Annotated in this window: 13 protein-coding genes; 7 read left to right on the top strand and 6 right to left on the bottom strand. The window is 72.5% G+C overall.

The annotated features are described in order from the left end of the window. The first annotated feature begins 28 nt into the window (after nucleotides 1–28). Entirely contained in the window at nucleotides 29–253 is a 225-nt protein-coding gene (locus tag ACFQ9V_RS09155; RefSeq protein ID WP_382458858.1) for a DUF3107 domain-containing protein, read from the top strand. Between the two features lie 10 nt (nucleotides 254–263). Continuing rightward, nucleotides 264–566 carry a hypothetical protein gene (locus ACFQ9V_RS09150; RefSeq protein ID WP_382458857.1) on the top strand — a complete coding sequence of 101 codons (303 nt, stop codon included), beginning with the start codon at nucleotides 264–266 and terminating at the stop codon, nucleotides 564–566. A 39-nt stretch (nucleotides 567–605) separates the two neighbouring features. Here ACFQ9V_RS09150 and ACFQ9V_RS09145 read toward each other — a convergent pair whose 3' ends face one another. Beyond that, entirely contained in the window at nucleotides 606–1,319 is a 714-nt protein-coding gene (locus tag ACFQ9V_RS09145; protein WP_382458856.1) for a ferritin-like fold-containing protein, read from the bottom strand. A gap of 123 nt (nucleotides 1,320–1,442) precedes the next feature. Here ACFQ9V_RS09145 and ACFQ9V_RS09140 point away from each other — a divergent pair, with 123 nt between their 5' ends. Next, nucleotides 1,443–2,954, top strand: a complete 1,512-nt coding sequence (locus tag ACFQ9V_RS09140; protein ID WP_382458855.1) for a DEAD/DEAH box helicase — start codon at nucleotides 1,443–1,445, stop codon at nucleotides 2,952–2,954. Between the two features lie 71 nt (nucleotides 2,955–3,025). Here ACFQ9V_RS09140 and ACFQ9V_RS09135 read toward each other — a convergent pair whose 3' ends face one another. Further along, nucleotides 3,026–4,213, bottom strand: coding sequence for a hypothetical protein (locus tag ACFQ9V_RS09135; protein WP_382458854.1), 1,188 nt, complete (start codon nucleotides 4,211–4,213; stop codon nucleotides 3,026–3,028). Between the two features lie 50 nt (nucleotides 4,214–4,263). After that, nucleotides 4,264–5,130, bottom strand: a complete 867-nt coding sequence (locus ACFQ9V_RS09130) for a PHP domain-containing protein (RefSeq protein ID WP_382458853.1) — start codon at nucleotides 5,128–5,130, stop codon at nucleotides 4,264–4,266. Nucleotides 5,131–5,163: 33 nt separating this feature from the next. Between ACFQ9V_RS09130 and ACFQ9V_RS09125 the strand changes: the two genes are divergently transcribed. Next, on the top strand, nucleotides 5,164–6,705 hold the full coding sequence (locus ACFQ9V_RS09125; RefSeq protein WP_382458852.1) for an aminopeptidase P family protein: 1,542 nt from the start codon (nucleotides 5,164–5,166) through the stop codon (nucleotides 6,703–6,705). Nucleotides 6,706–6,804: 99 nt separating this feature from the next. Here the strand turns inward: ACFQ9V_RS09125 and ACFQ9V_RS09120 are convergent, their stop codons facing one another. Beyond that, nucleotides 6,805–7,422, bottom strand: a complete 618-nt coding sequence (locus ACFQ9V_RS09120) for a general stress protein (RefSeq protein WP_382458851.1) — start codon at nucleotides 7,420–7,422, stop codon at nucleotides 6,805–6,807. Nucleotides 7,423–7,479: 57 nt separating this feature from the next. On the opposite strand from ACFQ9V_RS09120, the gene ACFQ9V_RS09115 reads away from it, so the two are divergent. From ACFQ9V_RS09115 to ACFQ9V_RS09105, 3 genes are read left to right on the top strand one after another with little or no spacing between them, the layout of a single operon-like run. Then, nucleotides 7,480–8,793 (top strand): magnesium transporter MgtE N-terminal domain-containing protein, encoded by a 1,314-nt coding sequence (locus tag ACFQ9V_RS09115; protein WP_382458850.1) that lies wholly within the window; start codon nucleotides 7,480–7,482, stop codon nucleotides 8,791–8,793. After that, a complete protein-coding gene (locus ACFQ9V_RS09110; RefSeq protein ID WP_382458849.1) occupies nucleotides 8,780–9,307 on the top strand; it encodes a DUF1003 domain-containing protein in 528 nt (175 codons plus the stop codon). Before ACFQ9V_RS09115 ends, ACFQ9V_RS09110 begins: the two co-directional genes overlap by 14 nt. Continuing rightward, on the top strand, nucleotides 9,300–10,463 hold the full coding sequence (locus tag ACFQ9V_RS09105; protein ID WP_382458958.1) for an Mrp/NBP35 family ATP-binding protein: 1,164 nt from the start codon (nucleotides 9,300–9,302) through the stop codon (nucleotides 10,461–10,463). The genes ACFQ9V_RS09110 and ACFQ9V_RS09105 overlap by 8 nt, the downstream gene beginning before the upstream one ends. On the opposite strand, the gene ACFQ9V_RS09100 is transcribed toward ACFQ9V_RS09105, so the two are convergent. Next, complete coding sequence (locus tag ACFQ9V_RS09100) at nucleotides 10,460–11,929, bottom strand: pyridoxal phosphate-dependent decarboxylase family protein (protein ID WP_382458848.1); 1,470 nt, start codon at nucleotides 11,927–11,929, stop codon at nucleotides 10,460–10,462. The genes ACFQ9V_RS09105 and ACFQ9V_RS09100 overlap by 4 nt on opposite strands. Further along, the gene (locus ACFQ9V_RS09095) at nucleotides 11,916–13,292 is read right to left on the bottom strand and encodes an MFS transporter (protein WP_382458847.1); all 1,377 of its coding nucleotides are present in this window, start codon (nucleotides 13,290–13,292) and stop codon (nucleotides 11,916–11,918) included. The genes ACFQ9V_RS09100 and ACFQ9V_RS09095 overlap by 14 nt, the downstream gene beginning before the upstream one ends. Nucleotide 13,293: the final 1 nt, after the last annotated feature.

Raw genomic sequence — 13,293 nt, 5'->3', positions numbered from 1 at the left:
CGCCGGTCTGATTCGAAAGGCACATCCCGTGGAGATCCGCATCGGAATCGTCAACGCCCCCCGCGAGCTCAGCTTCGAGTCGTCCCAGTCGCCCGAGGAGCTCACCGAGCAGATCCAGGGCGGAATCAGCAGCGGCACGGGCATCCTCAAGCTCGCGGACGACAAGGGCCGCGTCTACATCGTCCCGACTGCGGGCATCGCCTACGTCGAGCTCGGCACCGAGGAGTCGCGCCGCATCGGCTTCGTCGGCTAGATTCGCCAGCGTGGAACTGCTCTTCGTCGCACTCGCCGGCGCCATCCTCGGCCTCGGCGCGCGGTACCTCCTGCCCAACCGGCACACGCACGGCTCCGTGCTCATGCCGGCGCTGGGCGTGAGCGTCGCGTGCATCCTCTGGGTCGCCCTCACCTGGGCCGGCCTGAAGTGGAACGGCGGCTGGATCTGGTGGATCACGCTCGTGGGCACCGCCCTCGTCGTGGCCGTGGCCGACCTCGTCATCGGTCGCCTGCGCACCGCCCACGACGACAAACTGCTGCACACCCTCACCCGCGGCGCCGTCGCCCGCTGAGGCCGTTGCACGGTCAGGCCGGCGCTCAGGCGGTCAGGCTCAGGCGGTCAGGCCCAGCGCGTCCATCCGGCGCGTGTGCGCCGCGATCAACTCGGTGAAGATCGGCTCGATGCGCTCCTCGTCGGCCGCGCGGTTCCCCGACAGGTGCAGGGCGGAGCGCGCCACCAGCAGCGTGTCGCCGACCAGCCTGCGCCCCCACATCGCCAGCCGCGACCCGAGCTGCGGGTCTGCGGCGATCTCGCCGCGCAGGACCTCCAGCAGGCCCTCCTGACCGGAGTCGGCGCCCAGGAGCTGCGCGATCCGCGGGCCGACGTCGCCCGGCAGGCCGCCGGCGAGCCGGATGAAGAAGTCGTCCAGCAGGCCGCCCGTCATCAGGGCGGCCAGCAGCGTCTCGCGCCAGTCGGAGCCCACCAGCAGGGCGCGGAAACCCTCGATCTCCTCGGCGAACGGCCGCATGACGTCCGCGGGCTCGTCGCCGCGCCGGCGGATCTCCGCGACGATGCCCTGGTGCTTGGAGAGCGCCAGTCCAGCGGCGACGGAGACGACCTCCTTGGCCGCAAGGCCCTCGGTGTCGGCGGCCACCCGCGACAGCGTCTGGAACTGCTCGAGCTGCAGGTACGCCGCCTGGCCCAGATACGGCAGCAGGTCGGGCATCACCTCGTGCAGGTCGACCCGCACGGTCGCCGGAGGCGTCCTCGGGCTGAGGCGGGGCAGCTCGACCGTGGGCCGGCGTCTGGTGAACCACGTTGACACGTACAGCAGTGTAACGGGGAGGTCCAGTAAGCTTGTGGTGCCGTCGGCGCAGGATCGACGGCCCTGCGCCTGCGACGAGAACAGGGCGTGGAACTCACTATTCGAACCGACAGGCACCCTTACGTGACTTTCTCAGAACTCAACATCGACCAGGACATGGTGGACGCGCTCGCCTCCAAGGGCATCATCGAGCCGTTCCCCATCCAGTCCCAGACCATCCCGCTCGCTCTCGCCGGCCAGGACATCATCGGCCAGGCGAAGACCGGCACCGGCAAGACCTTCGGCTTCGGCCTCCCGATCATCCAGCGCCTCGGGCTCGACCCGGAGCCCGGCGTCCAGGCACTCGTCGTCGTCCCGACCCGCGAGCTCGCCGTCCAGGTCTTCGAAGACCTGGAGCAGGCCGCCTCCAACCGCCCGACCGCGGTCACCGCGATCTACGGCGGTAAGGCCTACGAGGGCCAGATCGCCCAGCTCAAAGCCGGCGCGCAGATCGTCGTCGGCACGCCCGGCCGGCTGCTCGACCTCGCGGGCCAGCGCCTCCTGAACCTCTCGCACGTCAAGGAGATGGTGCTGGACGAGGCCGACAAGATGCTCGACCTCGGCTTCCTCTCCGACATCGAGAAGCTCTTCGCGCAGACCCCGGCGACGCGTCACACCATGCTGTTCTCGGCGACCATGCCCGGCCCGATCGTCGCGCTGGCCCGCCGCTTCATGACTCGCCCGATCCACATCCGCGCCAGCGACCCCGACGAGGGCCAGGTGCAGGCGAACATCAAGCACCTCATCTACCGCGCGCACTCGCTCGACAAGGACGAGGTCGTCGCCCGCATCCTCCAGGCCGAGGGCCGCGGCAAGACCGTGATCTTCACGCGCACCAAGCGCGCGGCGGCCAAGCTGGTCGAGGAGCTCGGCGACCGCGGCTTCAACACGGCGGCCGTGCACGGCGACCTCAACCAGGAGCAGCGCGAGCGTGCGATGGCGGCCTTCAAGGCCGGCAAGAAGGACGTGCTGATCGCCACCGACGTCGCCGCGCGCGGCATCGACGTGGACGACGTCACCCACGTCATCAACCACACCATCCCCGACGACGAGAAGACCTACCTGCACCGCGCCGGCCGCACCGGCCGCGCGGGCAAGACCGGTATCGCCGTGACGTTCGTGGACTGGGAGGACCTGCACAAGTGGGCCCTCATCAACCGCGCGCTGGAGTTCGGTCAGCCGGATCCGACCGAGACCTACTCGTCGTCGCCGCACCTCTACAGCGACCTCGACATCCCGGAGGGCGCGAAGGGCCGGCTGAAGTCGACCCCGGCCGTCAAGGCCCCGGAGACCCGGGACGGCGCGCGCCACGACTCCACCGGCCCCGGCGCGCAGGGCGACGGCCGCTCCAGCAACCGTCGCCGTCGCACCCGCTCGGGCGGCTCCGGCCAGGACGTCCAGGGCTCGGCGGCCCAGGCCTCCGCTGGTCACGCCTCGGGCTCGGTCGACGCCGCCCCCGCCACCGGCGGCGAGGAGAAGACCCCCGCGGCCGGCACGCACGACGGCGGCGGCTCGCAGCACCGCGACGGCAACAGCGCCCCGCGCCGGCGTCGTCGCCGCTCGCGCGGCGGCTCCCCCGCCACGCCCGCGAGCTGACGCACATCTGTCTGACAGAACACGCCGCCTGCCGATCACGGCAGGCGGCGTGTTCTGTCAGGTAGGTGGGATCAGTACCAGTTTGGGTTGTGGCTCATCTCGAAGCTCCACGCAGCGCAGGGCGAGCCGTACGAGCGGTTGATGTAGTCGAGGCCCCAGTTGACCTGGGTGTTCTGGTTCGTCATCCAGTCGGGTCCGGCCGAGGACATCTTGCTCGCCGGCCACGCCTGCGGGATGCCGTAGGCGCCGCTCGAAGTGTTGTAGGCGTCGGCGCGCCAGCCGGACTCGTGGTTCCACAGCGAGATCAGGCAGCCCATCTGGTCCTGCCCCCAGCCGAACGCCGAGAGCCGGCTCGACGCGTACGACTGCGCCGCGGCCGGGTCGACGTTCATCCCGGGCGGAGGCGCGAAGCCGTCCGCGCTGCCACCGGTGTTGGCCGCGGATCGTGCGGCTGCCGCGGCGGCAGCAGCCTGCGCGGCCGCCGCGGCGGCGACGCCTGCGGCGTACTGCTGCGCGACGGTCGCGGCGGTGTTCTGCAGGGCCGCGAGCTGCGCGTACAGCGTGGTCGCATGCTGCTTCTGCTCGGCGAGCTGCGCGTCGGCGGCGGCCTTGGCCGCCGTGGCGACCTGCAGCGCCTTCTGCGCGGCCTTGTCGAGCTGGTCGCGGATCTTCTGCGCGGCGTTCGCCTGCTCGCTCAGCGCAGCGGCGACGTTCTTCTGCGCGGCGGCCTGGGCGAAGAGGCCGGAAGCCTGGTCGGCGAGCTTGGAGACCGCGCCGAGCTGGTACAGCAGCGACGGCTGCGTGCCGGTGGTCGCCGCGGCGGTCCCGCCCGGCGCGCCCGCGCCGCCGAGGAACAGCCGGAGCGACACGTCGGAGGTCCCCGACCGGGTGAGCTGGGCCGCGAACTTGCCGCTCTCCGCCCGCAGCTCGTCCGCCCGCGCCGCGGCCGCCTGGGCCTGCTGGCCGATGTCCTGCGCCTTGGCTGTCGCCGCCGTGAGCGCGGCCTCCGCCTTGCCGTACTCGCCGAGGCGCTTCACCGCCAGGTCGCCCGCCGCGTTGGCCGAGGTCTGCAGCGACGTCAGGAGGCCGTTGATGCGGTCGACCTCCCCCTGGGCAGCGGCGGCGTTGGCCTTGGCCGCCTGCACGTCGTTCCAGGAGGGGTAGTTGTCCGCGCTCGCGGGAGCCGCGCCGCCCGCCACCGTGAGGGCGCCGATGAGCGCCGCTACTGCGACGGAAGACGTCCAGAGCCGTCGAGACACACGTACCTCGCTTCCTGATCCCCGCCGACCAGGCTAACGGGTGGTCGCGCTCATCCGTAGAAAGGCGCCGCGCCTGTCGCTTCTTCGATCATCAGCTCCGCCACGGCCGGATCGGTGGTGTTCTCGCCGAGCCGGTTGGGCTTGCCCGCCCCGTGGTAGTCGCTGGAGCCGGTGATCTGGAGGCCGTACTTGGCCGCGAAGCCGCGCAGTACGGCCACCCCCTCCTGCCGGTTCTCGCGGTGGTCGAGCTCCAGCCCGAACAGCCCGGCCTTCACGAGCCGTCGCAGCCGGTCCTCGGGGATCACGCCGCGGCTGCTGGTCGCCGGGTGCGCCAGCACGGGCACTCCCCCTGCTCCCCGGATGAGCCGGATGCCGGTCGTCGGGTCCGGCGCGTAGTGCGGCTGGAAGTAGCCGCTGCGCCAGTGCAGGATGCCGGCGAACGCTGCGCTGCGATCGGTGGCCAGCCCGCGGGCGACGAGCGCGTCGGCGATGTGCGGGCGCCCGACGGTCGCGCCCTCCGTCGCCTGGGCGAGCACGTCGGCCCAGGTGATCTCGTAGTCCTCGGCGATGCGGCGAACCATGTCCTCCGCGCGGCGCATCCGGCCCTCGCGGATGCGGCGCGTCTCGGCGACGAGCGCCTCGTTCGCCGGGTCGAACAGGTAGCCGAGCATGTGCACGCTGGCGAACTCCACCCGCGTGGACAGCTCCATGCCCGGGATGACCGTGACGCCGGCCTCCGCGCCCGCCGCGGCGGCGGAGGTCCACCCGGCGGTCGAGTCGTGGTCGGTGATGGCGATCGTGCCGAGCCCGGCTGCGGCGGCGGCGCGCACCAGCTCGGCGGGGGTCTCCGTGCCGTCCGACACGCTGGAGTGCGTGTGGAGGTCGACGGGACCGCGGAACCGTCGCTCATCAGCCATGCCCACCATCCTAGGAGTGGAAGAATGGTCGGCATGTCGTCCGAGAACACCACCGCGCCCGCGCCCGCCACGAGCGAGGAAGCGCCGCGCGCCACCGCGAACCGCTCCACCACCCCCGGTTCGGAGAACTTCCGCGAGTACATCGGCAGCAACTGGGCCGAGCGTCCGGAGGTCCTCCCCGGCGCCCGCCCGCAGGCCGATTACGCCGCCGCCCGCCGCGCCCGCGTCTCCGAGCTCTTCCCCGGGCAGCGGCTGATCATCCCGGCCGGGCGCCTCAAGCAGCGCTCGAACGACACCGACTACCCGTTCCGCGCGCACTCCGCGTTCACGCACCTGACCGGCTGGGGCTCCGACGCCGAGCCCGGCAGCGTGCTCGTGCTGGAGCCACACGACGGCGGCCACGTCGCCACCCTCTACTTCCGCGAGCGCGCGGGGCGCGACTCCGACGAGTTCTACGCCAACCCGGAGATCGGCGAGTTCTGGATCGGCCCGCGCCCGTCGCTCGCCCAGGTCGGCAGCGACCTCGACCTCCCGACCCGCGGCATCGCCGAGGTGGAGGCCGCGCTCGACGCGGTCGACGCCGGCACCCTCGTGCTGCGCGAGGCCGACCCGGAGCTGACCGACCGGGTCGACGCCGCCCGCCTGGTGCTCGCGGCCGAGGCCGGCGCCGACGCCGGGGCATCCGTATTCGATCCGGAGGAGCATGGCGAGGACGACCGCCTCGCCCGCGACCTCTCCGAGCTGCGCCTCGTCAAGGACGCCTACGAGGTCGCCGAGCTGCGCAGCGCCATCGCCGCGACCGCCGCCGGCTTCGACGATGTGGTCGCCGATCTGGCCCGGATCGTCACCCACCCGCGCGGCGAGCGGATCGTGGAGGGCGTCTTCAACGCGCGGGCCCGCCTGGACGGCAATGCGGTTGGCTACGACACCATCGCCGCCAGCGGACCGCACGCCTGCATCCTGCACTGGACGCGCAACGACGGCCGCGTCGTCCCCGGCGACCTGATCCTGATCGACGCGGGCGTCGAGGTCGACAGCCTCTACACCGCCGACATCACGCGCACCCTCCCGATCGACGGCACCTTCACCGAGACCCAGCGGCTCGTCTACGAGACGGTGCGGGAGGCCGCGGACGCCGCGTTCGCTATCGTGCGCCCCGGCATCCGCTTCCGCGAGATCCACGCGGCCGCGATGGCCGTCATCGCCCGCCGCACCGCCGAGTGGGGGCTGCTGCCGGTGACCGCCGAGGAGGCGCTGCAGGCCGACAACCAGCATCACCGCCGCTACATGGTGCACGGGACCAGCCACCACCTGGGGCTCGACGTGCACGACTGCGCGCAGGCCCGCCGTGAGCTCTACCTCGACGGCGAGCTGGCGCCTGGCATGACCTTCACGATCGAGCCCGGCCTGTACTTCCAGCCGGACGACCTCACGGTGCCGGAGCGCTTCCGCGGTATCGGCGTGCGCATCGAGGACAACATCCTCGTGACGGCCGACGGCGCCGAGAACCTCTCGATCGCCCTCCCCCGCACCGCCGACGACGTCGAGACCTGGGTCAGAAACCTCGCCCGCTAACCCCCACCCCCGCGCACTCTCCACCGCCGAGGGGCACGTCGTTGTCACTTCTCGAGGAGAAAAGTGACAACGACGTGCCCCTCGATCGTGCTGGTCGGGTCAGGCCGTGGGTGGGGCGGGCGGCTGCTCGCCCGCGGGAGGCGCGGGGGGCGCCGGCTGCTGCGCCGGCGCGGGCGGCGGGTCGGACGGGTGCGCGGGCGGCGCCCAGCCGCTCGGGGCGGCCTGGACGTCGGCGACGCCGCCGAGCAGGTTGCGCGCGCGGTTGACGAGGTCCGCGTCCACCAGCACCGAGTAGCTGGTCGCGATCACCTGCATCACCGACGTGTAGTCGCGGCGCCGCCGGTTGATCGCGTACGACACGATGCCGAACAGCATCCCGAACCCGGCGCCGATGAGCACGGCAGCGATGACGAACGCGTAGCTGACCGTCGGCGAGAAGATGAGCAGCAGCAGACCGAAGAAGATGCCGAGCCAGGCTCCGGAGGCCGCCCCGGCGAGCGCGACGCGCCCCCAGGTGAGCTTGCCGGTCACCCGCTCGACGCTCTTGAGGTCGCTGCCGACGATGGAGACCTTGTCGACGGGGAAGTCCGCGCGGGCCAGCACGTCGACCGCCTGCTGCGCGTCGACGTACGTCTCGTAGGTCGCCACGACCTCTCCCCGGGGCATGGTCGGGAAGAGCATCCGGTTTCGTCCGCCGAGCGGGCTGGGTGTGGTCATCCCGTCATTGTCCCATCCTCACCGTCCGCCCGGCATCTAGGGCTTAAGTTATAAGACGTGAGCACCCGCATCTTCGTCGCCCGTCTGGCCGGCACCAGCGTGTTCGATCCGGTCGGCGACCGGGTCGGCAAGGTCCGCGACGTGCTGGTGGTGTACCGCAAGGACGATCCGCCCAGCGTCGTCGGCCTCATCGTCGAGATCCCGGGCAAGCGGCGCGTGTTCCTGTCGATCGGCCGCGTGACCAGCATCTCCAGCGGTCAGATCATCACCAACGGTCTCATCAACGTGCGCCGGTTCGAGCAGCGCGGCGGGGAGGTGCGGGTCATCGCGGAGCTCCTCGGCCGCAAGGTCGTCTTCACCGACGGCACGGGCGAGGCGACCATCGAGGACGTCGCCATCCAGGAGTCCGCGACCGGCGAGTGGGCGGTGAGCCAGCTCTTCGTCCGGCGGCCCAAGCCGGGTGCGTCCCCGTTCGGCAAGGGCCAGACCACCTTCGCCGCCTGGAACGAGGTGCGCGAGAAGCAGGCCCGCGGCGAGGCGCAGTCCGCCGAGCAGCTCATCGCCACTTACTCGGAGCTGAAGCCGGCCGACCTGGCGAACACACTCCTCGACCTGCCGCAGCAGCGCATGCTCGAAGTGGCCGAGGAGCTGCCCGACGACCGGCTCGCCGACGTGCTGGAGGAGATGCCGGAGAGCGAGCAGGTGCAGATCCTCGCCCAGCTCGACGACGACCGCGCCGCCGACGTGCTCGACCAGATGCAGCCCGACGACGCGGCGGACCTCATCGCGCAGCTCTCGGACGAGCGCGGCGAGCACCTCCTGGAGCTCATGGAGCCCGAGGAGGCCGACGACGTCCGCATGCTGCTCAGCTACGGCCCGGACACCGCCGGCGGTCTGATGACCACCGAGCCGATCATCGTCTCGGCCGACGCGACGGTCGCGGAGGGCCTCGCCCTCATCCGCCGCCATGAGCTCGCCCCCGCGCTCGGCGCGGCCGTCTGCGTGACCCTGCCGCCGTACGAGGCGCCGACCGGGCGCTTCCTGGGCATCGTGCACTTCCAGCGGATGCTGCGCTACCCGCCGCACGTCCGGCTCGGCACCCTGCTCGACCCGAGCCTGGAGCCGGTCACCTCCGGCACCTCCGCCGCCGAGGTCTCCCGCATCCTCGCCAGCTACAACCTCGTCTCCGTGCCCGTCGTGGACGAGAAGCACCGGCTCGTCGGGGTGGTGACCATCGACGACGTCCTCGACTACCTGCTGCCCGACGACTGGCGAAGTCAGGACGAGGACGAGCCCGTCAAGGCCCCGTCCGAGGAGACCGGCAGTATCCGCATCGTGAACGGAAGGAGGGGCGGAAATGGCACGAGTTAGGCAGGACAACAGCCTGGACGCCCCGAAGGGCCTCCGCACGTCGGTGATCCCCCGGCGACGCGACCCGCTGGAGCAGAGCGACCGGTTCGGCCGGTTCACGGAGTGGATCGCACGCGCGATGGGCACGCCGTGGTTCATCGTCGGGCTGACGGTCTTCGTCGTGGCCTGGATGCTGTGGAACACGCTCCTGCCGAACGCCTGGCGGTTCGACTCGGCGGCGCTCGGCTTCATCGCCCTGACGCTGGTGCTGTCGCTGCAGGCGTCGTACGCGGCGCCGCTCATCCTGCTCGCGCAGAACCGGCAGGACGACCGCGACCGCGTGCAGATCGAGCAGGACAGGCAGCGCGCCGAGCGCAACCTGGCCGACACCGAGTACCTGGCGAGGGAGGTCGTGGCCCTGCGCCTCGCGGTCAGGGACATGGCGACCAAGGACTTCATCCGCGCCGAGCTGCGCGCCCTCCTGGAGGACCTGGACAAGGGCGAACCGGCAGACAACGGACGTGCGCGTGCCTGAGGCCGGTCCTTCCGGTCCGGGCGTCGCAGGACTGGTCGAGCGCGCCCTCTCCGGCGTCCTCGACCCGGAGATCCGCAAGCCCGTCACCGAGCTGGACATGATCGGCGGCGTGGACGTCGACGCGAGCGGCCACGCCACCGTGCGGGTGAAGCTGACCATCGTCGGGTGCCCGGCCGCCGACAAGATCGAGCGGGACGTCCGGGCCGCGACGGCCTCCGTCCCCGGCATCAGCGGCGTGACGGTCGACGTCTCGGTGATGACGCCGGCCGAGCGTGCGGCGCTCACGGAGAAGCTGCGCGGCGGACGCGCTGCGCGTGCGCAGCAGTTCGGTCCGGACTCGCTGACCCGCGTCTACGCCGTGACCAGCGGCAAGGGCGGCGTGGGCAAGTCCACCGTCACCGCCAACCTCGCCGTCGCACTCGCCGAGCGCGGCCTCCGGGTCGGCCTGGTGGACGCGGACGTGCACGGCTTCTCGATCCCCGGGCTGCTCGGCCTGACCGACGCCGACGGCGTCGCCGTGCGGCCGACGCGCGTGGACGACATGATCCTGCCGCCGGTCGCGTACGGGGTGAAGGTCATCTCGATCGGGATGTTCGTGGACTCCTCGTCGGCGGCCGTGGCCTGGCGCGGGCCGATGCTGCACCGGACGATCCAGCAGTTCCTCGGCGATGTCTTCTTCGGCGACCTGGACGTGCTGCTCCTCGACCTCCCGCCCGGCACCGGGGACGTCGCCATCTCGGTCGGCCAGCTCCTGCCGCAGGCGGAGGTGCTCGTGATCACGACACCGCAGCCGGCGGCGGCCGACGTCGCCGAGCGCAGCGGCGTCGTGGCGCGGCAGACCGGCCAGCGGATCGTGGGCGTCATCGAGAACATGGCGGGTCTCGTACAGCCGGACGGCAGCGTGCTGGAGCTGTTCGGCTCCGGCGGCGGAGCCGAGGTCGCGCGGCGGCTCTCGGAGGGACAGGACGTCCCGGTGCCGCTGCTCGCCAGCGTCCCGCTCAGCGTGCCGCTGCGCACCGGGGGCGACACCGGCGCGCCGATCGTGGTCACCGACCCGCAGGACCCGGCGGCCGCCGCGATCCGAGCCGTCGCCGCCGGTCTCGCCACACGCCCCCGCGACCTCCCCCGCCGCAAGCTCCCCCTCTCCACCCGCTAGGCGGGCTCGGCGAGGCGGGCCAGGAGCTCGATGAGGAGGCGCTCGGTGAGGGGGCGCGGCAGCGCCTCGATCAGCGCCAGGAGCGGGGCCTGCTCGTCCGGGAGGCCGGGGGCGTCGCCCGCGATCCCGACGGCGCGCAGCAGCCCGGCGGCGGTGTCCGAGTCGAGCGGCCGGTCGCCGACCGGCGGCAGCGCCGACAGCGCTGCCGCGGCGTCAACCGGCGGCGTGCCCCGCACATCGTCCGCGGAGGCCCGCAGCGCGGCCTCCAGCTCGTCCAGCCGGTCCCGCGTGACCGGGGTGATCGTCAGGTGCGTCGTGTGCGGCAGCCGCGTCCCGTCCGGCTGCGTCAGCCCCGGCTGGAGCTGCAGGTGCCAGCCGCGCTTGCGCGCCCGGTCCGCCCAGTGATGCGGGTCGACCCTGCGGTCCTCCGGCACGGCGTCGTCGGTCGCGACCGCGAACAGCGGCCCGGTCGGCGCTCCCACAACGCGCAACCCCTCGATGTCGCCCACGATGTCGGCGAGCGTGCGCGTCGCCCGCAGGCACGCCTCCGCGAGCGACGCGAAGCCGCGCGCTCCGAGCGCCTGGATGATCGCCCACGACGCCGCGAGCGCGCCGGCGGACTTGGAGCCGAGCAGGGTCGGGTTCACGACCGGGTAGCCCGGCCATCCGGTCGTCGCGAAGTACTGCAGCCGCTGCCGGTCGCGCCCGCGCTGCAGCAGGACGCTCGCGCCCTTCGGCGCGTAGCCGAACTTGTGGAGGTCGGCCGACAGGCTGGTGACCCCGGCGACGCGGAAGTCCCACGCGGGCAGCGCAGCCCCGTCCGGCTCGCGCCAGAACGGCAGGATCCAGCCGCCGATGCAGGCGTCGACGTGGAGGTCGACACCGGCCTCGCTGCACGCCGCCGCGACCTCCTCGACCGGGTCGAGCGACCCGTAGGGGTACGACGGCGCGGAGACGACCGCGAGCGCGACGTCCGGCCCCAGCCGCTCGATCAGCCGCGCCGGGTCCAGCCGCCCGGTGTCCGCGTCGACCGGCACGAGCTCCAGCTCGAGCCCGAAGTACTCGGCCGCCTTGTGGAACGCCGCGTGCACGGTCACCGGCGCGACGATGCGCGGCACGCCGGAGCCGCCGCGCGCCCGCCACGCCTCGCGCGCGGTCTTCACGGCGAGCAGGCAGGACTCGGTGCCGCCGGAGGTCACGGAGCCGACCACGTCGTCGCCGCCGTGCAGCAGCTCGCGCGCGAACTCGAGCACCTCGCGCTCCATCACCGCCACCGACGTGAAGGTGGTCGGGTCGAGCCCGTTCACCGGCTGCACCATCCGCACCGCGGCGGCGGCCAGCTCGTCGAGCTCCGCGATCCCCGAGTCGTACACGTAGCTCAGCACGTGTCCGCCGTGCGTCGGCGCGTCCGCGGCACGCAGGCCGGCGAGCCGGCTCAGGATGGCGTTCCGGTCAAAGGATGTCATCGACGTCTCCCTTCCGCAGCCGGTACCGCGCCAGCGGCGCCAGGCTCACTGCGATGATCGCCGCGGGGATGAGGCTGAAGCTCAGCACGATCCCCACCACGGCCTCCGCGGGCTGCGTCGCGCCGCCTGCCGACGCGGCGGACGCCGAGCGGGCGATGTACCCGGTCAGCGCGAGCACGACGGTGAGCACGGTCGCGCCGAGCGCCATGCCCGTCGTCTCCCCCGCTGTCCACATCCCGCCGAACGTGCCGGCGCGGCCGGGACCGTTCCGGCGCGCGTCGTGCGAGATGACGTCGGGCAGCATCGCCATCGGCAACGACTGCATCCCGGCGTAGGCGGCGCCCGCGACCGCGACGGGCAGGTACACCCACGCTCCGGGGAACCAGACCAGCAGCACCATCGACAGCGCAGCCGCCCCGAACAGGATGCTCGCCGCCAGGAATCCGCGCTCCTTGCCGATCCGCCGCGCCACCACGCCCCACAGCGGCGTCACGACCAGCGCTGGGCCGATCAGCGCGATGAAGAGGAACGTCACCGCGTCCTCCGAGTGCAGCACCCAGGTCGCGACATAGTTCGCGCCGGCGAGCATCATCCCCGTCGCCAGCCCTTGCAGCAGGAACGTCAGCAGGAGGGCGCGGAACGGCTGGCTGTCGCGCAGGGCGCCGATCCCGGCCGCGTAGTTGGTGCGCAGCGTCGTGAGCACGCCCTCCCGCGGCGGCAAGACCTCGGCGGGCAGCTGCCGCGGCGCGACGAACGCCGACACGAGCATGCCGCCGCCGATCACGACGCCGGCGACGAGCGCCATCAGGAAGTAGCCGGTGAAGTCGTTCCCGCCGCCGAGCGACCGCAGCGCGGGACCGCCGGCGCCGAACAGGAGGATCGCGAAGGTCAGCACCACCACGCGCCAGGTCAGCAGCCGGGTGCGCTCGTCGTAGCCGGAGGCCAGTTCGGCCGGGAGGGCGATGTACGGCACCTGGAACAGGCTGAACGCGGTCGCCGTCAGCAGGAACGCGACGAACACCCACACCGCAGCGGGGACGGCGGCGGTGCCGGCCGGGACGGCGAAGGTGAGCAGGAAGAACACCGGCAGCGCCACGGCGCCCAGCAGCATCATCGGCCGCCGGGAGCCGCGCGCGGCCAGCATCCGGTCGCTGCGCGCGCCGATCACCGGGTCGATGATCACGTCCCACACCTTGGCGACCGTGACGACGAGCCCGGCGGCGAGGGCGGCGACGCCCAGGCTGTCGGTCAGGTAGTAGACGAGGACCAGCCCGGGGAGCGTCGCGAAGCCTCCGGTGCCGAGCGAGCCGACGGCGTAACGGGCGACAGTCGCCCGGGTCAGCGACTGCTGCGTTGCGATCATT

Origin of the sequence: Leifsonia sp. NPDC056665 (assembly GCF_042791795.1) — a bacterium.
In the GTDB taxonomy this organism is placed as follows: Bacteria; Actinomycetota; Actinomycetes; order Actinomycetales; family Microbacteriaceae; genus Leifsonia.
Note: the sequence above shows the minus strand (reverse complement) of the source record. Positions and strands in the feature narration are given on the sequence as shown.

Bases quoted from the DNA above. Each gene is read 5' to 3' on its own strand.
- ACFQ9V_RS09130 (WP_382458853.1), bottom strand. From the start codon at position 5,130: ATGGCTGATGAGCGACGGTTCCGCGGTCCCGTCGACCTCCACACGCAC.
- ACFQ9V_RS09125 (WP_382458852.1), top strand. From the start codon at position 5,164: ATGTCGTCCGAGAACACCACCGCGCCCGCGCCCGCCACGAGCGAGGAA.
- ACFQ9V_RS09120 (WP_382458851.1), bottom strand. From the start codon at position 7,422: ATGACCACACCCAGCCCGCTCGGCGGACGAAACCGGATGCTCTTCCCG.
- ACFQ9V_RS09110 (WP_382458849.1), top strand. From the start codon at position 8,780: ATGGCACGAGTTAGGCAGGACAACAGCCTGGACGCCCCGAAGGGCCTC.
- ACFQ9V_RS09100 (WP_382458848.1), bottom strand. From the start codon at position 11,929: ATGACATCCTTTGACCGGAACGCCATCCTGAGCCGGCTCGCCGGCCTG.
- ACFQ9V_RS09095 (WP_382458847.1), bottom strand. From the start codon at position 13,292: ATGATCGCAACGCAGCAGTCGCTGACCCGGGCGACTGTCGCCCGTTAC.